General features: G+C 58.1%; 13 protein-coding genes and 2 riboswitches. Of the genes, 5 read left to right on the forward strand and 8 right to left on the reverse strand.

Annotated features, from left to right (window positions below; all coding sequences use genetic code 11):
• Positions 1–17: 17 nt before the first annotated feature.
• Entirely contained in the window at positions 18–1,469 is a 1,452-nt protein-coding gene (locus KVT34_RS21015) for an aminotransferase-like domain-containing protein (RefSeq protein ID WP_217560797.1), read from the reverse strand.
• Positions 1,470–1,667: 198 nt separating this feature from the next.
• On the opposite strand from KVT34_RS21015, the gene KVT34_RS21020 reads away from it, so the two are divergent.
• Both KVT34_RS21020 and KVT34_RS21025 read left to right on the forward strand, forming a co-directional pair.
• The gene (locus KVT34_RS21020; protein ID WP_217560799.1) at positions 1,668–2,297 is read left to right on the forward strand and encodes a LysE/ArgO family amino acid transporter; all 630 of its coding nucleotides are present in this window, start codon (positions 1,668–1,670) and stop codon (positions 2,295–2,297) included.
• Positions 2,298–2,443: 146 nt separating this feature from the next.
• A riboswitch (purine riboswitch) is annotated at positions 2,444–2,543 on the forward strand.
• A gap of 77 nt (positions 2,544–2,620) precedes the next feature.
• Positions 2,621–4,060 (forward strand): NAD(P)/FAD-dependent oxidoreductase, encoded by a 1,440-nt coding sequence (locus KVT34_RS21025; protein WP_217560800.1) that lies wholly within the window; start codon positions 2,621–2,623, stop codon positions 4,058–4,060.
• 373 nt (positions 4,061–4,433) lie between these two features.
• Here the strand turns inward: KVT34_RS21025 and KVT34_RS21030 are convergent, their stop codons facing one another.
• Entirely contained in the window at positions 4,434–5,132 is a 699-nt protein-coding gene (locus tag KVT34_RS21030) for a class I SAM-dependent methyltransferase (protein ID WP_217560801.1), read from the reverse strand.
• Between the two features lie 337 nt (positions 5,133–5,469).
• A complete protein-coding gene (locus KVT34_RS21035; RefSeq protein WP_217560802.1) occupies positions 5,470–6,477 on the reverse strand; it encodes a methyltransferase domain-containing protein in 1,008 nt (335 codons plus the stop codon).
• A 244-nt stretch (positions 6,478–6,721) separates the two neighbouring features.
• Between KVT34_RS21035 and KVT34_RS21040 the strand changes: the two genes are divergently transcribed.
• The 3 genes from KVT34_RS21040 to KVT34_RS21050 all read left to right on the forward strand — a co-directional run bounded on the left by KVT34_RS21040 (position 6,722) and on the right by KVT34_RS21050 (position 13,918).
• Positions 6,722–8,290, forward strand: a complete 1,569-nt coding sequence (locus KVT34_RS21040) for an NAD(P)H-hydrate dehydratase (RefSeq protein WP_217560803.1) — start codon at positions 6,722–6,724, stop codon at positions 8,288–8,290.
• Between the two features lie 394 nt (positions 8,291–8,684).
• Complete coding sequence (locus KVT34_RS21045) at positions 8,685–11,912, forward strand: S8 family serine peptidase (RefSeq protein WP_217560804.1); 3,228 nt, start codon at positions 8,685–8,687, stop codon at positions 11,910–11,912.
• 323 nt (positions 11,913–12,235) lie between these two features.
• The gene (locus KVT34_RS21050) at positions 12,236–13,918 is read left to right on the forward strand and encodes a glutamine--tRNA ligase/YqeY domain fusion protein (RefSeq protein WP_217560805.1); all 1,683 of its coding nucleotides are present in this window, start codon (positions 12,236–12,238) and stop codon (positions 13,916–13,918) included.
• A gap of 148 nt (positions 13,919–14,066) precedes the next feature.
• Here KVT34_RS21050 and KVT34_RS21055 read toward each other — a convergent pair whose 3' ends face one another.
• The 5 genes from KVT34_RS21055 to KVT34_RS32630 form a co-directional block, all read right to left on the reverse strand.
• On the reverse strand, positions 14,067–14,921 hold the full coding sequence (locus KVT34_RS21055; protein ID WP_217560806.1) for an energy-coupling factor ABC transporter ATP-binding protein: 855 nt from the start codon (positions 14,919–14,921) through the stop codon (positions 14,067–14,069).
• Entirely contained in the window at positions 14,918–15,727 is an 810-nt protein-coding gene (gene cbiQ / locus KVT34_RS21060) for a cobalt ECF transporter T component CbiQ (RefSeq protein WP_217560807.1), read from the reverse strand. Before cbiQ ends, KVT34_RS21055 begins: the two co-directional genes overlap by 4 nt.
• Entirely contained in the window at positions 15,724–16,011 is a 288-nt protein-coding gene (locus KVT34_RS21065) for an energy-coupling factor ABC transporter substrate-binding protein (protein WP_217560808.1), read from the reverse strand. The genes cbiQ and KVT34_RS21065 overlap by 4 nt, the downstream gene beginning before the upstream one ends.
• Entirely contained in the window at positions 16,008–16,775 is a 768-nt protein-coding gene (locus tag KVT34_RS21070; protein ID WP_042231271.1) for an energy-coupling factor ABC transporter permease, read from the reverse strand. The genes KVT34_RS21065 and KVT34_RS21070 overlap by 4 nt, the downstream gene beginning before the upstream one ends.
• Before the next feature lie 286 nt (positions 16,776–17,061).
• A riboswitch (cobalamin riboswitch) is annotated at positions 17,062–17,263 on the reverse strand.
• A 182-nt stretch (positions 17,264–17,445) separates the two neighbouring features.
• Entirely contained in the window at positions 17,446–18,504 is a 1,059-nt protein-coding gene (locus tag KVT34_RS32630; RefSeq protein WP_217560809.1) for a permease, read from the reverse strand.
• Positions 18,505–18,564 lie beyond the last annotated feature (60 nt).

Below are 18,564 nucleotides of genomic sequence, written 5' to 3' on the forward strand. Positions count from 1 at the left end.
GGCATCCCGGCATGGGGTCAGCGGGCAAGTCTGCGGATCAGAGCGGAGAGCCTCAGCAGCCCCTTTTCCAGATCTTCGAGAGAAGCGTAGGAATACGAAAGTCTGAGATAAGGCCCGGAGAGAGGATCGTACAGGCTTCCGGGATTCAGAAGGATACCTGCCTGGAGCCCTTTCTCAAACAATTCCTTCATGGAGAGAGAACGGGTAAGCTTCAGCCAGATGTAAAAGCCGCCGGACGGGACTTTCCAGGAGGCGATATCCTTGAACCCGCTGTCCAGCAGCTCCAGGGTCCGGTCGCGGCGTTTCCGCATCTCCGTACGGACCGTCTCCAGATGCCGCGGATATAACCCGCCGGAGAGAAGTTCGGCGGCCACCCACTGCGACAGCGAGCTGGAGCCGTAGTCCGTCTGCATCTTGAGGTCGGCCAGCCGGTCGATGACGGCTTCGGGTCCGACCACCCAGCCGATGCGCAGGCCGGGGCTCCATGTCTTGGAGAGGCTTCCGAGGTGCAGGACAAGCCCGTTCTTGTCCATCGCTTTCAGCGGGGGAGGCGGGGGCTCGTCGAGCCACAGCTCGCGGTACACGTCATCCTCGATGACGGGAAGCTGCGCTGTCTCGCACACCTCCAGCAGCTCTTTTCTCCGCTCCTTCGGCATCAGGATGCCGGTCGGGTTATGAAAAGACGGGATGGTGTAGAGCATGGCTCCCTTGGCGCGCTTGGCCAGCTCCGGGATGCGGTCCGCCATGATTCCGCGCTCATCCATCGGAAGGCCGCATAGGCGGACCCCGGCGGATTGGAACATATGGAGCGAGAACAAGTAAGACGGCTTCTCCAGCAGCAGAGTGGAGCCGGGCTGCGCCAGGCCGAGGGAAATGAGCTGGAGCGCCTGCAGCGCTCCCGAGACGATCAGAATGGACGAAGGTGAGGCATGGATGCCGCTTGTGCTCAGATAAGCGCTAATCCTCTCCCGGAGAGGGAGCAGCCCCTTCGGCTCCTCGTAGCCGAGCGAAGTCATGCGATCCGGCAGCCTCTCGAGCACTTTTCTCGTCATTTCATGGGGATGAAGAACGGTAGAAAGCTCTCCCGTTCCCAGCCTGATCATGCCTGGAGCGAATTCCGCCCGGTTGATCTCCCGGATCATCGTCCGGTTGGGCCGATGGCCGCCCGACTGCACGTAAGAGGTCCAGTCCGGAACGGCCGGCGGCGTGAGCAGCGTCCACGAATTGTTGACGACCCGTGTGCCGCTTCCGCTGCGGCCCTCCAGGATTCCGTCGGCGATCAGCTCGTCAACGGCGGCTACGACGGTGCTGCGGTTGACCTCGAAGACGGACGCCATAGCCCGCTGGGGAGGGATTTTCGTGCCTACGGGCCACTCGCCGTTTTCGATTTTGCCTATAATATACTGTTTGATTTGAACGGATAAGGGAATGGAGGATGTCTTGTCGGGTTTCCAGCTGCTGTCCTGCATGAAGGGTTCCTGCTTTCTGGGAGGATGTCCGGCTTTCTGAACGGTCCTCTGAATTTAGCCGATCCTGGCTCGCTTGTTCCAGTATAACGTTTGGTTGGCCGGAGATCCATCCAAATGGATGGAGACAAACGGTTATCTTTCTATATCATGAGGAAGTAAGACAAGTGAGATTAACAGTAGAGAGATGGAGGAACCGGCATGATGTTAACGGCTGCGGCCGCCCTGCACGGACTAATTCTGGCTATGGGGCTTATTTTGCCTCTCGGGGTGCAGAACGTATTTATTTTCAATCAGGGAGCTTTGCACAAAAAATATATCCGGGCGCTTCCGGCCGTTCTGACGGCTTCGTTTTGCGACACGCTTCTGATCGGTTTGGCGGTTTTCGGCGTCTCCGTTCTCGTTCTGAAAATCTGGTGGATCAAAACCGTGCTCATGAGTGCGGGCGTCATTTTTTTGGCCTATATGGGCTGGACAACGTGGAAGAGCGCTTCACGCAAGGACGCGGATCAACCCGCAACGGGTGATGAAACACGCTATCCCGCACGCAAACAGATCGCATTCGCCGCTTCAGTTTCCCTGCTGAATCCTCATGCCATCCTGGATACGGTTGGTGTCATCGGGACGAGCTCCTTGCAGTACAGCGGGACGCATAAATGGGTGTTCGCCCTGGCGTGTATCCTTGTTTCCTGGCTTTGGTTCTTCGGTTTGGCCGCGCTGGGCTGGCTGACGGGCCGGATAAGCGGGTCCGCCCGGTTTACGGCGGTTCTGGGCAAGGTGTCGGCGATTGTGATGTGGCTGTCGGCGGGTTATATCGCTCTTTCTTTTTAATGTTCGTGTTTTGGTGGTTAAATTGCTCGGTTTTTGTGAAAAATCCTTTTTTACAAAAAATAAACCGAATATTTAATGGAATTCGGGTTGACTTCGAACATGATTTTCGTTAACCTGTTTAAGGGGCAAACGTCTCCGTTAACAACTAAATTTATGTTTTACCTATTCGTATATCTTTGGCAATACGGGCCAGAGGTCTCTACAAGGAACCGGAAATTCCTGGCTACGAATGGACGGTTTTACCGTACCATTCAAAGGCCGGGATTTTTTTGCGTGCCCGGCTCAAGCCTGATACCTTTCATAACTGACTGGGGGATACGATCATGAGCAACCGTTACGATGTCATTATTGTGGGGGCCGGACCGGCCGGGATATTCGCTGCCTATGAATTTTCGTTAAAATCGCCGCACCTTAAAGTGCTGCTTGTAGATAAAGGGCATGACATCGGCAGCCGCCGTTGTCCGATTCTGGAGGAGAAAATCAAGCTGTGTCCGCCTGCCGCGGGACGCAAGGAATTTGCGGGCTGCCTGCCCGCCTGCTCAATTACCGCCGGTTTCGGCGGCGCCGGAGCTTACAGCGACGGCAAGTTCAACATCACGACGGAATTCGGAGGCTGGCTGACGGACTATCTGCCGCCTTCGCGCGTGCTGGATCTCATCCGGTATGTAGATGACATCAACTTGAAGCACGGTGCCCAGCAGACGCTGACCGATCCGCTTACGGACGTCGTGTCCTCCATTGAAAACCGCGCTTACGCGGCGGGACTCAAGCTCTTAAGGGCGCAGGTCCGCCATCTGGGGACGGAGCAGAATCTTGAAATTCTCCGTTCGATCAATACCTACCTGAAGACGAAAGTGGACATGCGGTTCAAAACGGAAGTAGCCGACCTGCTGACGAGCAAAACGGCCGACGGCCATAAGATCCGAGGGATTGTGCTGAGCAGCGGGGAAGAGATCGAAGCCGATTCCGTAATCGTGGCGCCCGGCCGCGACGGTTCCGCTTGGCTGACGAGCGTTCTGCGCAAACGCCGCCTGAAAATGTACAACAATCAGGTCGACGTCGGCGTCCGTGTGGAAACATCCGATGTCGTGATGCAGGAAATCAACAAGCATCTGTACGAAGGCAAGTTTATTTTCAACACGTCGGTCGGCACACGCGTCCGCACCTTCTGCAGCAATCCTTCGGGACATGTTGTCGTGGAAAATCACAGCGGCGTCATGGCGGCTAACGGTCATGCGTACAAAGACCCGGCGCTCGGTTCGCAGAACACGAACTTCGCCCTGCTCGTCTCGCACCAGTTTACGGAGCCGTTCGATAAACCGAACGAATACGCCCGCGAGATTTGCAAACGTGCCAACGATCTCTCAAACGGCGGCGTCATCGTTCAGAAATACGGCGACATCATCCGCGGCCGCCGCTCTACGGAAGGCCGGATCAAGGAGGGATTTCTTGAGCCTACATTAAAGGAAGCCGTTCCCGGCGATCTGGGGCTCGTTCTCCCTTACAACACGATGAAGAGCCTGGTGGAGATGGTGGAGGCGCTGGAAAAAGTAACGCCGGGCATCGCGTCCGAGCATACGCTATTTTACGGCGTGGAAGCGAAGTTCTACTCTGCCCGTCCGAAGCTCACCGAGCAGCTCGAAACCGAAATCGCAGGCCTGTACTGCGGCGGGGACGGCGCCGGCGTAACGCGTGGACTGGCCCAGGCGGGGGCGGCGGGCGTCTGGATCGCCCGCGCGGTGGCGGAACGGGCTCAGAGCTAGCCGGGCTTATGCGGGCCGAAGCTGCTGAGCTGGCCGAGTTGGCCCGGTTGGCCGTAATAGGGCCGCTTCAACCGGAAAGCATCGTGCTCGGATAAACTGCTGCGGCTTTAGGGCACGAATCGCACGATTCAGGGCTGATCTAGGCTTGTACGTTTTCTAAGTTGGCTAGTTTTCTGTGAATGAAGCAAGCCCTGCAGACGGAATATCGTCTGCAGGGCTTTTTGGTGCGTCCGCTGCCGGGTTATCGGTCAGGGATGGCTGCCGCCGGCAACGCCGCTCACGCTGGGCGCACCGCCGACAACCGCCGGTTCTCGGGGAATAAACGGAAGGAGGCCACTTCAAATGCGGAACGCCGCGCCGGTTTACGCTCCCGTTATGCCCCCGCCGGCATATGCAGCCACCAGACCCCGGCGCATTCCGGCAAGGTGACCCAGTTGTTCAGCGTTGTCTTCGCCGCCAGATCTTCTCCGAAGAAGAAGCGTGCCGTTTCCTCGGCTTCCTTCAGCGATGCGAAGGTGTAATCCAGGCGGAACGTCTCGTGGGCGAAGCCGTATTTTTGCGTTAACAGCGCGTAGTATGGCTTCAGGAACGCGGGAGGGTCCGGAACCTCCGTGCCGGTGCCCATCGTTTCCAGCAGGATGAGAGTTCCGCCGGGACGCAGAACCCGTCTCATCTCGGCAAGGGCTTGAGCCACATTAGCTTCCCAGTCCGGGACGTCCGAGCCGGCGAGGTAGCAGAGGCTCCAGCCGCAGACGAGAAGGTCGGCGGAGTCGTCCGCCAGAGGGAGGCTGCGGTGGTCGGCGGCCGTGCAGCGCCAGTTCGTCAGCCCTGACCGCCGGAGCTTGGAAGCGGTGACCTCCAGCATGCTTGAAGAGGCGTCCAGGGCGGTGACCGATGCGGCCTTCGGCGCCAAAACGGCCGTCAGGCGGCCCGTCCCCGCTCCGAGGTCCACGATGTCAAGCCCTTCATGGGGGCGGATGCGGTCAATCCTTTCCGCCAGATCGGGTTGTCTGGAGATCATCCGGTCGTACAGATGAGTCTGATTGCGGTAAATATCGGTATGGTCGGGCATGCGGTCAGTACCTCCGTTTTGGGAATTAGAATGTGAAATCGGTTCTCCCTCCACACCCTAAGCGTTAACGCAGCGGCAAGGTCAAGCGAATTTTGAGTTCCTGATCCGGGGAAAATCCATCGGGCGTCAGGCGTTCTCATGCGAGCAGTCCTGCCCGGTCCGCGGTGCAAATCATGCGTTCTCGGCCGTTCCGCAAAAACGGTCCGTGCCTTTTCCGCTTCGACAAACCGAAGGCCGCTTATTGCCATGGCAAGTATGCGGATACAGGATATCGGTATCTCGCCCGGTACAAGCCGGGATGCCGGACCGTACAGCGTTTCATGGTGAAGCTCTTATGTCAGGGAAACCCGCGCCGGGCGGCAGCCAGATAAAGCTCGGGCGAAAGCTTAAGGCACTTGCTTTCAAACCCGTTTGGACCAAACCAGTCCAAAAAATCCAACACTCCAGCCAGTGAATCCGTACGATGCTTATCAGCCGGGGCTCCTCCATCGGCATTCCGGTTTATAAAACCCGTGATCGCGATGCGGCCCTGAGGTTTTAGCACCCGTGCCATTTCGTTCAGCGCCAATTTCTGCTGCCGACCGGACAAATGGTGAAACGCAAAGCTGGTCACCACGAAATCGAACTGCCCGTCCGTATAGGGAACGGCCAGGAAGTTGCCGATTTTGGTCGTCATGCCCGGAAATTTGGACCGGCAGATACGGAGCATCTCCTTGGACTGATCGACTCCGTTCATAACCGCTCCGCGTTCCATAAACAAACCGGCGAGATTGCCGGTCCCGGTGCCCAGATCAAGTCCCGTTTCTCCGGGTGCCGGATTTATCTCCTCCACGGTCCGTTCAAGCGCTTCACGGTAACCGGGATAGGCCGAATCGCCGCTCCATACCCGCTCGTCGTGAGAAGAAGCCAGCTCGTCGAAGTTCCAGCGGTCCTCCCAGTTGCGGAGCTCCCGGACCTCTCTGGAATCCTGCGCAAGCCGGTAAAAGTCCTCCAAGGGAAGCCCGCGGCTCCCCTGCAAAAGCCCGATCATGTGGTCGGTCGTTTGAAGCGTCTGCCTGGTCTCCAGCATACGGGCGTACAGGACAGAGCGCTGCAGCTCCAGATAATGGAGCAGTTCATCGTGCTCGCCACGTTCCACTTGCTCAAGGGCGACCTGAATACCGCTGACGGACATGCCGGATTCGCGCAGGGCGACGATCGTCCGCAGCCTCCAGATTTCTTGTTCGGTAAAAGAACGGTATCCGCTGGAGAGTTCCTTACCCGGTGCGATCAGCCCTTTTTCTTCGTAAAAGCGGATAGCCCGGGCGGATATTCCCAGCCGTTTGGCTGCTTCTTTAATGTGCATAACGGCCTTCCTCCCCCGTATTTCAACCGGCTGCACGCCGGAATTTCATTTTTCTCTTTCTAGCTTAAACCTTTCCGTAACGGGAAGGTAACCCCTTTTTTTTTGCCGGAATTTCGTTACTCTCCCCAAAAGTTTAATTCTGCCCGTCAGCCTTTTATACTGGTTAGTAGAAGGTTAAATAGAATAAGAGAGTAGGAGCGGATTTTTATCCGGACAGAACCCACCGTTTAAGGAGGTCCAAACGATGCGAATCGTATCAGGCGAAGACATGTACGAAATCGACCGTCAAACCGTGAACCTCATCGGAATAAGTGCCGACACGCTGATGGAAAGCGCGGGGCGGGCGGCCGCATCTCTTCTGCTGGAGCGGATTCCGCCGGAGGCGAAGGTTGTTGTGCTTTCCGGCGCGGGCAGCAACGGCGGAGACGGAATCGTGATCGCCAGAGTCCTGAAGGCGCACGGAAGGCAGGTGTCTCTGTGGCTGATTCCGCCGCGGGACAAAATCAGGGGAACCGCCGCGGCCGCTTTGTCCGTCTATGAAAAATCGGGCTATGCCGCCAGCGATTACATAGGTTCGGAGGCTGAGCTGGAACGCCGGCTTGAGCGGGCGGACGCGATTGTCGATGCGCTTCTCGGCATCGGGGTGAACGGCACTCTCCGCGAGCCCTACCGGAGCTTGATCGGGAAGATCAACGAGCAGCGTGCGGCCGTTTACGCGATCGATCTTCCGAGCGGGGTTCCCGCGAACGGGGGCCCCGTGGAAGCGGCCGTCCGGGCGGATGTCACCGTGACGATCCAGTATCCGAAGCTCGGGGCGTTCACGCACCCGGCCGCTTCTTACTGCGGCGAGCTGCTCGTCGCCGACATCGGCATCCCGCCGGCCGCAGCCGCAGGGTTGCCCCGCCGCGCCCTGTGGACGCCGGCGGATGTCCGGCGGACACTGCCGCGCCGGAAAGCGTCCTCGCATAAGGGGACGCACGGCAGGCTGCTGGTGGCCGGCGGGTCCTTGCGGATGCCCGGAGCTGTCGTCCTCGCATCCCGCGCCGCGCTCCGAAGCGGAGCCGGGCTCGTGACGGCGGCGGTGCCGGACTGCATCCACGCGATTGCGGCAGGCCATTACCCGGAGGCGATGTACCTGCCTTCGCCGTCGGAGGCCGGTCACTTCCGGGGCGAGCTGCCTCTGGGCGACGCCGCCTTCGGCGCGATTGCCGCAGGGCCCGGCTTGGGACGCACGCCGGGCAGCCGGGCTGTCGTGGAACAGGTGCTGCGCCAGGACGTGCCCGTCCTGCTTGATGCGGACGCCTTGTTCCACGCCGCAGAGCTCCTGCCGCTGCTGCGGAAGCGCCGCAAGCCGACGGTGCTGACGCCGCATCCGGGCGAAATGGCCCGGCTTACGGGCAGCACTGCCGCGGCGGTAGAGGACGACAGGTTCGGCGTGTCCGCCCGCTTTGCGGCCGAGACGGGCGCCTATGTCGTCCTGAAGGGCCCGCATACGATCGTTGCGGCCCCCGATGGCACGCAGCACGTCAACACGACGGGCAGCGCCGCATTGGCCAAAGGCGGCTCCGGCGACGTGCTAACAGGCATCGCGGCGGCGTTTCTCCTGCAGCACGAGGACGTTCTGCAGGCTGTCAGCAACGCCGTTTACATTCATGGCCTGGCTGCAAGTCTGCTGACGGAGGAACACCACTCCCTTGCGGATGTTCTGGCCAGCGACGTAATCGAAAGCATCCCGTCGGCATTCCGGCATATTTACGGAGATGAGGGAGGCGCGGAAGGGAAACCGCCGAAGCCAGGCGACAACTGCTTTTAACCATTACCCGAAGCTTGCAGAAACTTAGCTGCGGTTCGTCGTCCCGAGGTCCGGATGAGACGACCGAGACACGAGGCATACCGGTTATCCGCACTTCGCGGGCTGTCGGCGCGCGGTGCGGCGTCGTATGACGATGGACGGTACGTGCCTGCCGTTTATCAAAGACAGAGGACGAGGCGGAAGAACTTTTTGTGCAGGTAAGGATGTAACTTCGGGAGAATATTTCCCAATGACCTTTCTGGAGAGAGATTCCATGACTTTGAGCTAGTTTAAGGAAATTTTCCTTTTTTTAAATATTCCGTTTATTTACAAAAGTGGGTATGTGGCAGGAATTCGGGAGCCGGAAGCGAATGCCTAATAAGGATCGCGATGTGAGGTTTGGAGGTTTTTTTGTATGCGAAAAATAAGTCTGCTGGTGCTGGCCGTCCTATTGGTCTTGAGTCTGTCTGTCCCGGCGTTCGGAGCGGAGTCCCCGCTTTCTTTGAAAAAAAGCGTTTCGACTCCCCGATATGAAAGGCCGCAGGCTGTGAAAGACGCGCTGCCCGGACAGGTTATCGTCAAATACAAAGAAAAAGCGGATACGATGGTTATGCAGGGACTGATGGGTCCCGAGAAGAAAGCGGAACTTCCCGATCCACCGAGTTCGAAATACAAGCAGCGTGTAGGATCGAAGGGTCTGGTCACAATGGAATTTCCCAAGTCCGAGCCGGTTTCGGATGTGCTTGAGGAACTGGAAAACGACCCCGACGTGGATTTCGTCGAACCCGTTTATCCCGTATGGGCCGCCGAGACGAAGGCTGCCGTAAGGAATGGCGGCGCCGGGCAGGGATCGGCGGTACGGACTACGACCGGCTCCGCAAGTGCGGCGGATTCGCCCGCTAAAGCGGCTTCCTTGCCGAACGATCCTTATGTGGAGCAGCAGTGGTGGTACCGGGCGATCCAGTCCGATCTCGCGGATACGAGTACGGTAGACGCCAAACTGCCCGGTGTTGTAATCGCCGTTGTCGATACGGGCGTGGACTCTTCCCATGACGATCTGAAAGGGAGTCTCGTGGAAGGGTACAATTTCGTCAGTAACACGCCGGACACCCGGGACGATAACGGCCACGGTACGAATGTGGCGGGCATTGCGGCGGCACTGAAAGACAACGGAGTCGGTATCGCCGGAGTGGCCAGCGGAGCCAAAATTATGCCCGTTAAGGTTCTCGACAGCGAAGGCTACGGAAGAACGGACGTGATAACCGAAGGCATCTATTGGGCCGTAGATCACGGAGCGGATGTGGTAAATCTCAGCCTGACGTCGGCGAGCTCCTCCCGGGTTATGGAAGAAGCGGTGCAATATGCTCTGCAAAGAGGCGTGATCGTTGTTTCCGCCGCAGGCAACGATAGTAACCACTGGACGGGCAACGATACGGGCGAACTGGATCAGGTAAAAGGGAGCGAAGATCCGTTGGCCCATCGGTTCGTGAAGGATGTGGCCTTTCCGGCCAAGCTGCCGGGAGTGCTTGCGGTAGGCGCCGTCGACTGGTATCCCCAAACGGAATTTATCGTTGCGGATTTCTCCAATTCCGGCAGCAGCCTGAGCGTAGTCGCACCGGGCGTGGATATCTACAGCACGAACAAAGGCAACGGTTACACGGGACGCAACGGCACTTCGATGGCGGCCCCGATGGTGTCCGGCCTTGCCGCTCTAATTCTCGCGGGGGATGCCGGTCTGGATGATCTCACCACTTCCGAAAGGGTGGACCGTGTAGGCCGCATCATTTCCGAAACCGCCAAGGACCTGGGGCCTTCCGGTTTTGACGATGAATTCGGGTCGGGGCTGATTGATGTCAAGAAAGCCATGGAAACACCGCGTATAAGTATTCAAGCGGCTAACGGCAGCACGAATTTGACCGGAACGGGCGAACTTCGGGCGGACATCCGTCTCCTTAACAAAGACGGCTCCCTCGCAGCGGACGCGGGCGGTGCCGGCAAGGCGGATTTGTTCGCTTACACGTCGAACGGCACGGAGCCTCAGTTCGTTAAAACGTTAACGTTTCAAGCCAGTCAGGGAAAAGCTTCTCTTACATACAAGCCGGATAAAGCCGGTAAATACATATTGGTTGCTTACAACGATGAGAAAAGTCCGCTTTGGGTAAGCGGCGAGCTTACGTTCCAGATGAAGCCGCAAGCTCCTCAGGCCAGTCTCCGGAGCGGAAGCTACACGGGTACACAGAAAGTCACGCTGACCGCATCCGACCCTGGCGCCAAAATGTACTACACGTTGACCGGAGCGGCGCCGACCGTACAGTCTGCCGCTTATACCGGCCCTATCGAGATCTCCCGGACACAAACTCTGAGAGTTATCTCGGCCGCAGGCGGAGCCGTCAGCGACGTCCAGACTTACCGCTATGAAATCGCGACAAGCAGCGGGAATACCGGAGGCGGGGACGGCACCGGAAAGCCATCGGAAGAAACTGTTGCCGACGTTAAAGCGGACTCAACCGTAATCCAGGAGAAAGGCTACGCCATGCTGGATGTAAAGGTTACCGACGAGAATTTGCAGCCGCTGCTTAAAAATCCGGATGTGGCCCTGATCGGGGTGCAGGCCGTTTCTTCCGGGAAAAATAACACCGCCGGAGCGAAAGTTCATCTTCCGGCATCCTTCTTCGGCAGCGGCCAGTCCAAAGGGCTGCTCATTACGACGAGTGAAGGAATCTTAAGGATGGAAGCGGGTTCTCTTCAAGTGGACGGCAGCGAGGAAGTGGTTGTTTCTCTCCGCCGGACGCATGCCACCGAGAGTCTGACGGCGGCTTATCCTGAAGGCGCGTTGCCTATGTCTTCCATCCTGGAGATTAAAATAACGGCCGGAAGCCGGATGATCGGAAATCTCCAAAGACCCGCAACCGTGACTCTCAGTCATGCTGCGGCATCTGATTTGGGGGTCGATCCGGAGAAAATGGGCGCCTTCGTTTACTCCGAGGATGATTCTGAGTGGGAGTATGTGAAGGGGGCCCAAAACGAGGGCAGCATGACGTTTGCCGTCGAGGGCTCCTCGTACGCGGCTGTCTTCGCGGTCGACCGCACGTTCGCCGATATGAGCACCCACTGGGCGAAACGGCCCGTGGAAGTTCTCGCCGCCCGGCAGATCGTGGACGGCATGGAAGCGAACCGCTTCGTTCCGCAGGCGGGCGTGACACGGGCTCAGTTCGCGGCGATGCTGGCCCGCCTGCTGCAGCTTCCGGCGGCTCCGGACGGCAAGCAGCAGTTCCGTGACGTCGCGAAGGGCACTTGGTACGCCGATGTCATCGCCCGCTCTTACAGCGCGGGGCTTGTCTCCGGCGTCACGGACGACCGCTTCATGCCGGACGATCCCATCACGCGGGAGCAGATGGCAGCCATGCTGGTTCGCGCCTTCGCTTACGGCAGCGGCATAGCGCCGGACGAGCTTCCCGTGCCGAGGGCGGCTTCTTTCGCCGATGAAGGTACGGCGGGGTCCTGGGCGGTGCCGTTTATGCGGAAGGCCGCCGGGCTCGGTCTGATCGACGGCTATGAAGACGGCACCTTCAAGCCGTTGAACGGCGCCACGAGGGCGGAATCCGCAAGCGTGATTTACAAGCTGAGCGCGCGCGAGTACTGAATTTTCACGTGCTGAACGCTGAATGCCGAATGTGCTGTCGATTTCCTCTTGTAGCTTCGATTCAAAACCGTCCCGGGCTTTGGCCCGCGGCGGTTTTTTGGTTCTTGGACACTATGGAAGCCGGAGCGGCACCGGCGGCATTTTTAAAGGGGAAACGATATTTAAGATATGGTCAGGCGAAGGACAGGAAAAGGCTGGGGACTTTTCGGGGCGCCGATCGTCTTTTGCAGGTTGAACTCTCCGTTTGTTATGGGTATGATGGAATACAAATACCGAATTGGACTGCGGCAGCGATTTCCGATAAGAAAGAAAGGTTGATCCGGATGGAGAACAAAAGCGCCACAACAAATACAACCAACACCAATTTCATTAAAAACATCGTGATCGAAGATCTTAACGAGGGCCGTGTAGATACGGTCGTCACGCGTTTTCCGCCCGAACCGAACGGGTATCTGCACATCGGGCACGCCAAGTCGATCTGCTTGAATTTCGAGCTCGCGGACGAATTTAAAGGCAAGACGAACCTGCGTTTCGACGATACGAATCCGGCGAAGGAAGACGAGGAATTCGTCAGAGCGATCAAGGAAGACGTGCAGTGGCTGGGCTTCGAATGGGACGGCCTCTTTTTCGCTTCCGATTATTTCGACTATATGTATGAAAAAGCGCAGCTTCTGATCCGCAAAGGAAAAGCGTACGTGTGCCAGCTTAACGCGGAACAAATCCGCGAAGGCCGCGGAACGCTTACGGAACCGGGCAAGGAGAGCCCGTACCGCGACCGTCCGGCGGAAGAAAGCCTGGATTTGTTCGAGCGCATGCGCAAAGGCGAGTTTAAGGACGGGGAAATGGTCCTCCGCGCGAAAATCAACATGGCTTCGCCGAACATTAACCTGCGCGATCCGGTCATTTACCGCATTTCGCACGCGCACCACCACCGCACGGGAGATGCCTGGTGCATCTATCCGATGTATGCTTTCGCGCATCCGCTGGAGGATGCCCACGAAGCGGTTACCCACTCCATCTGTACCCTGGAGTTCGAGGATCAGCGTCCGTTGTACGACTGGGTCATCCAGGAAAGCGAAACGGAACATGTGCCGCATCAATACGAATTCGCCAAGCTGAAGCTGACGGATACGATCATGGGCAAACGCTACCTGAAGCAGATGGTGGACGAAGGGGTTGTGGACGGCTGGGACGATCCGCGCATGCCGACGGTTTCGGGTCTGCGCCGCAGAGGCTTTACGCCGGAATCGATCCGCAATTTCTGCCGCGAAATCGGCGTGACGAAGAGCGACAGCACAGTCGACGTGAAATACCTGGATCATTTTATCCGGGAAGATTTGAAATTGAAGGCCCCTCGGACGATGGGGATTCTAAAACCGCTCAAGGTGGTCATTACGAATTATCCCGAAGGCCAGGTGGAGATGCTGGATGCGGAAATCAACTCGGAGAACCCGGAGATGGGCGTCCGCCAAATTCCGTTTTCACGGGAGATTTATATCGAGCAGGACGATTTCATGGAAAATCCGCCGAGCAAATATTTCCGCTTATTTCCAGGCAATGAAGTGCGTTTGAAGCACGCCTACTTCATCAAGTGTGAAGAAGTGGTCAAGGACGGGGCGGGCCATGTGATCGAGCTGCGCTGCACCTACGATCCGGAGACGAAGAGCGGAAGCGGGTTTACCGGCCGCAAAGTGAAGGGAACGATCCACTGGGTAGAAGCGACCCGCGCCGTACCGGCCGAGTTCCGGCTCTACGAGCCGCTGGTTCTGCCGGAGCAGGAAGAGAAGGAAGAAGGAAGCACGTTCCTCGACCGGATCAATCCGAATTCTCTGGAGGTCCTGAGCGGATTTGTGGAGGAGAACATGAAGGATGCCGAGGGTAACGACAAGTTCCAATTCTTCCGCCACGGTTACTTCAATGTGGACCCTAAAGCGTCCACGAAAGATCATCTGGTCTTCAATCTGACCGTATCGCTGAAAAGCTCTTTCGATATCAAGCAGGCTTAAGCACATCCGGATCGGTAAAAAAAGCGGCCCGCGTAAGACCGCGTCGGCCTTACACGCCGCATCTCGCGGCTTCCGGTTTGCGGACAAATACAAAAAGCAGGTGCAGGAGAAATTCCTGACCTGCTTTTTTTGTATGGGATTCAAGCGTCTAGCTCTGCGCAGCCGCAGCTTGAAGCCGGGCCGCGAGAAGCTCTCCGAAGGCATCGGCGCTCCTCGGAGGGTCGATGCCTTCCCGCAGCGCGCGGGGGAGGGAGCGCCACAGCCGGAGGAGCATGGGCAGCTCCAGACCGATGCGTTCGACGGTGTCCGTCTCCGCGAAAACCCGATCGGGCGTCCCTTGCAGCAGACAGGCACCCTGGTCCATGACCAGGACTTCATCCGCCCACGTGTAGGCCAGGTCCATGTCGTGGGTCGCCATGACCACGGTGACGCCGCTCTGCCCGATGTCCGCCAGCTCATCCAGCAGAAGCCGCTCCGACGCGCGATCGAGATACGCCGTCGGCTCGTCGAGCAGCAGCAGGCTTGGCTCCAGCACAAGAACGCCGGCCAGGGTGACGCGCTTCTTCTGCCCGAGGCTCAGGTGATGGATAGGGGTATGGGCGAGCTGCTCCAGGTCCATACTCTCCAGTACCGCTCCGGTCCGGACGCGGATTTCGGGCTCGGAAACGCCGGCGTTCCGCAAGCCGTAAGAGATGTCCTCGTACGGCGTACCGAGAATGAGCTGCTGCTCGGGGTCCTGGAACACGAGTCCTACCTGCCTGCGCAGCTCCTGCAGATCCTGGCGCTTGTAGGACACAGGAGCGCCCTTCCAGCGCACGGTCCCCGATTGCGGCCGGTGAATGCCGACGGCATGCAGGAAAAACGTCGATTTGCCGGAGCCGTTATGCCCGCAAAGCGCGATTTTCCGGCCCGCCGGAATCGTGAGGCTGAGTCCGGCCAGGGCCTTTTTTTCGGTACCGGGATAGCTGTAGACGACGTCCGCCAGTTCCATGATCGGATTCATGCGAATCCCCTCCATTTCAGCCAAATCTGAGCTGCCGTCAGCATAAAGATCCCGGTCATGCCTTCGGCTTTGTAGCGCGGCGGGACAGGGGCCGCCTCATAGGGGGCAAGTTCGATCCGTTCCGTGAAGCCGCGGGAGGTCAGCCCGTAGGTCAGACCACGGTAACGCTGCATCGTCCGGCCGAACAGATGAACGATCAGCAGAGCGGTATCGCGCAGTCCGCCTGCGAATCCGTTCTGCCCGCCCCGGCAGCGCTGGGCGGTCCGCATGGCGTGAGCCGTATCGGCGAGCAAAAAAATATAGCGGTACATAATCAGGGTCAGCTCAATCACGATCTGAGGCATGCGGATTTTTTTCATCACCTGAAGAATTTCCAGCAAGGGCGTCGTGAACAACACAAACTGCAGACAAGCGAGACAGGCGGAGACCCGCATAAACAGCCCCGCTGTGCGGGACAAAGATTCACCCGTGACATAAACGGTCCATGGACCGGCCGTTCCGATGATCCACCCCGAAGAAAGGGGAACCCCGGTCCCCGCATTTCTTCCAAATTCCAGCAGGAGAGCAGGCAGGCTGGCCGCGAAAAACAGCAGCGAGCCGCCGTATACGAGCCAGTAAAGCTTCCCCGGGACGCGTGCGTAAAGCAGGGTCCAAAGCGTTATCCATCCGAAAACGGCCAATTGAACGGGCGGAGCACTGGCATAGGACAGGATAAAGAGACAGCCGGCAAATCCGCATTTCCAGACGGGGGACAGTCCCCGGAAAGCATTGGCATAGGAAATGGTGTCAATCCGCTTGAGCATCATGCTTTAGGCTTCGGTTTGGAGGCCTTTCCCTTATACAAGCCGATCACATACCCGATAAAACCGGCTCCAAGCGCGGCTTGCAGCGCGAAAAGCATGCTTTCGGTTTCAGCGGGAGGCTCCATCAGCGACGCGAACCAAGGCTCGTAAGTCGGAGCGATTTCCTGAATCGCTTCCTCCGCGGCTCCGTCCGCTCCTCCGAACTCTCCTTTAACGAAAATGAGCGGCAGCACGGCAAGCAGGACGACCGCGACCAGGATCCATACATTCTTCTTCCACGTTTTCATGAACGGTCAGCTCCCTTCAGATTGCGCTGCAGAGCGGAAATTTCATGCGGCGTATAGGCTTGCAGCCAGCCCAGAACCAGCACGGTCAGCAGTCCTTCGCTGATCGCAAGCGGAATCTGCGTGACGGCGAAAATGCCCGCAAATTTGGCAAAAGAGGCGAGCATACCCCCGTCGGCTGCGGGAAATGCCACCGCCAACTGCACGGAGGTGACCAGATAGGTGGTCAGATCGGCGAGCGCGGCGCCCGTAAAGACGGAGAGCTTCTGCCTGCCCGTCGATTTGATCATGAGTTTGTACACGGCATAGCCGACAAACGGTCCCGCAACGGCCATCGAGAATGCGTTGGCACCCAGTGTCGTAAGCCCGCCGTGGGCGAGGAGGAGGGCCTGAAAGAGAAGAACGACGGAGCCGAGGACGCTCATGGGAAGCGGTCCGAACAGGATGGCTCCCAGTCCGGTACCCGTCGGGTGGGAGCTGCTTCCCGTAACCGAGGGTATTTTCAGGGCGGACAGGACGAATGTAAAGGCCCCGGCCAGACCGAGCATGAGCTTGAGCTCCGGCGTTTCTTTAGTAATTCGGATCAGAGCGCGGACGCCCAGGATGAAGAATGGCAGGAAGACCACCCACCAGAATAAGGCCCAGAAGGGCGGCAAAAAGCCCTCCATGATATGCATGGCGTAAGCCGACTCCGGCTCGTTTACCAGAAAGAAGCAGACGATTCCGGCTATAAGCAGAAAAGACGCCAGGGTTTTACGGATGTTCATCGGTAATCCTCCTTCATGAATGTGGTCCGCCGTAAGCGGCGGCCAGTGCGGCAGAACGGGGGCATGCCCCTGCTGTACTTTCGGACGGTGATTCGTTATACCCGATGCCCGGCTGCCAGCTCCGCAAGCTCTATCCGATGACTCCGATGCGGTAATTCCCGGCTTTGGACCTCTTCTCCGCACACAAAAAAAGACATCTTTCCCTTCGCACGGGAACACGATGTCTTATGCACGCAACAAAAAAAGTTTGCGATCTCAAACACCTCCCTATTCCTCGTAGGTCGTATCAGTGCTGTCCAAACAGGCAGGTCTCCTGGCTCGGGGCGTCCATACCGGCGCCTTCCCGGAACGTCTTAGTTCCAGTGGCTTCGTGCCGGATGTGATTGAGAGTGTTTCCCCTTACAGTGGCGGGACCGCGACGGCATTTCACCGTTCTTCCCTTTTAAATTTTAGAGTGGCTCTAAAATACCTGTTTCCACAAATATGCAGTTTTTCGTGATAATACTACAGGATGTCCCAAACCTTGTCAATTGCGGAAAAGGCCTGAATTTCAAGGCTGAAACGCTGCCGGAAGCGGTTTTGGAATCTCTCACACCCTGATCTTTGTAACCGCTGTCTTTTATTTGCGAAAAAAACGAGAGGGGTATCGGCCCTCTCGCTGAACTTGATTTTATAGGATGAAAATGCCGACCACGCCGGTTACGATTCCTGTCAGGACAACCATACTGGCTGTGAACCAGAGCACCCGCGCAGGAAACGCCTTGCGCACCATAATGAGGGACGGCAGGCTGACGGCAGGCAGCGTCATGATAAGCGCGGCAGCCGGTCCCGTGCCCAGGCCCAGGGCCATCATCGTTTTGGCGATCGGAATTTCCGCGGCAGTCGGGATGACGAACAGGGTTCCGGCCAAAGCGAGTCCGATCAAAGCGACGAGGCTGTTTCCGATCGCGGGATCGAGGGCCGGGAACAGCCAGGCGCGTGCGGCGCCGAGAATGAACACGGCGATGAAGTAGACGGGAACCACGGTCCAGAACATCGTCCAGAGCGCTTTCAGCCAGCGGACGACGACCGGCCCGGAATGGTGCTGCGCAGCCGGCATCTGCGGAAACTCGCCGGTCGCTGTATCGTCTTTCGTGACGAGGCGTTCCGCCCAGTACGAGACGCCGAACACGAGCACAATCCCAGCGGCGATTCTTAGAACGGCGAATTTCCAGCCAAGCACGAAGCCCATGAAAATGATCGTCGCCGGGTTCAGTACCGGGTTGCCGATCCAGAAAGCGAGAGCGGAGCCGATGGAGCCTGACTGCTTGCGCATGCCTACCGCTACCGGAGCAGCGCAGCAGGAGCACATCATGCCGGGCATGGCGCTAAGTCCGCCGGCTACTGTGCTGCCGAAAGTGCGCTTGCCGAACACCCGCTTCAGCCAATCTTGTGGGATCAGCACCTGAAGCAGAGAGCCGAGGACGATGCCGAGAATCGCGGCTTTCCAGACGGCTTTGAAATAGACCACGGAATAGTCCCAAGCCGCGGCCAGCGAAGGCTCGGCGGAGCCTGCGAGAATCGACTTCCCGATGTCGTGCTTGGCCGCCGCGGTAAGCGCTTTGTGGAAGTACGGCTCCCACTTGACGTAAAACAACCCGCCTATGAGAATGGCGATAAATAAAAAAGGTTTCCAGTAAGCAGTGCGCGGTCTGCTTTTGGTGGAAACCGGAATTGGAGATGTATTCACGTGATGTCCCACCTTTCTAAATCCACTTGCAACTATACCATAGTCACCGTGGAAAAAGAA

The sequence above is a fragment of the Paenibacillus sp. GbtcB18 genome (genome assembly GCF_019091125.1).
Classification (GTDB): Bacteria; Bacillota; Bacilli; order Paenibacillales; family NBRC-103111; genus Paenibacillus_F; species Paenibacillus_F chitinolyticus.

Coding starts and splice junctions, on each gene's coding strand:
- KVT34_RS21015 (WP_217560797.1), bottom strand. CDS start 1,469: ATGCAGGACAGCAGCTGGAAACCCGACAAGACATCCTCCATTCCCTTA.
- KVT34_RS21020 (WP_217560799.1), top strand. CDS start 1,668: ATGATGTTAACGGCTGCGGCCGCCCTGCACGGACTAATTCTGGCTATG.
- KVT34_RS21025 (WP_217560800.1), top strand. CDS start 2,621: ATGAGCAACCGTTACGATGTCATTATTGTGGGGGCCGGACCGGCCGGG.
- KVT34_RS21030 (WP_217560801.1), bottom strand. CDS start 5,132: ATGCCCGACCATACCGATATTTACCGCAATCAGACTCATCTGTACGAC.
- KVT34_RS21035 (WP_217560802.1), bottom strand. CDS start 6,477: ATGCACATTAAAGAAGCAGCCAAACGGCTGGGAATATCCGCCCGGGCT.
- KVT34_RS21040 (WP_217560803.1), top strand. CDS start 6,722: ATGCGAATCGTATCAGGCGAAGACATGTACGAAATCGACCGTCAAACC.
- KVT34_RS21045 (WP_217560804.1), top strand. CDS start 8,685: ATGCGAAAAATAAGTCTGCTGGTGCTGGCCGTCCTATTGGTCTTGAGT.
- KVT34_RS21050 (WP_217560805.1), top strand. CDS start 12,236: ATGGAGAACAAAAGCGCCACAACAAATACAACCAACACCAATTTCATT.
- KVT34_RS21055 (WP_217560806.1), bottom strand. CDS start 14,921: ATGAATCCGATCATGGAACTGGCGGACGTCGTCTACAGCTATCCCGGT.
- cbiQ (WP_217560807.1), bottom strand. CDS start 15,727: ATGATGCTCAAGCGGATTGACACCATTTCCTATGCCAATGCTTTCCGG.
- KVT34_RS21065 (WP_217560808.1), bottom strand. CDS start 16,011: ATGAAAACGTGGAAGAAGAATGTATGGATCCTGGTCGCGGTCGTCCTG.
- KVT34_RS21070 (WP_042231271.1), bottom strand. CDS start 16,775: ATGAACATCCGTAAAACCCTGGCGTCTTTTCTGCTTATAGCCGGAATC.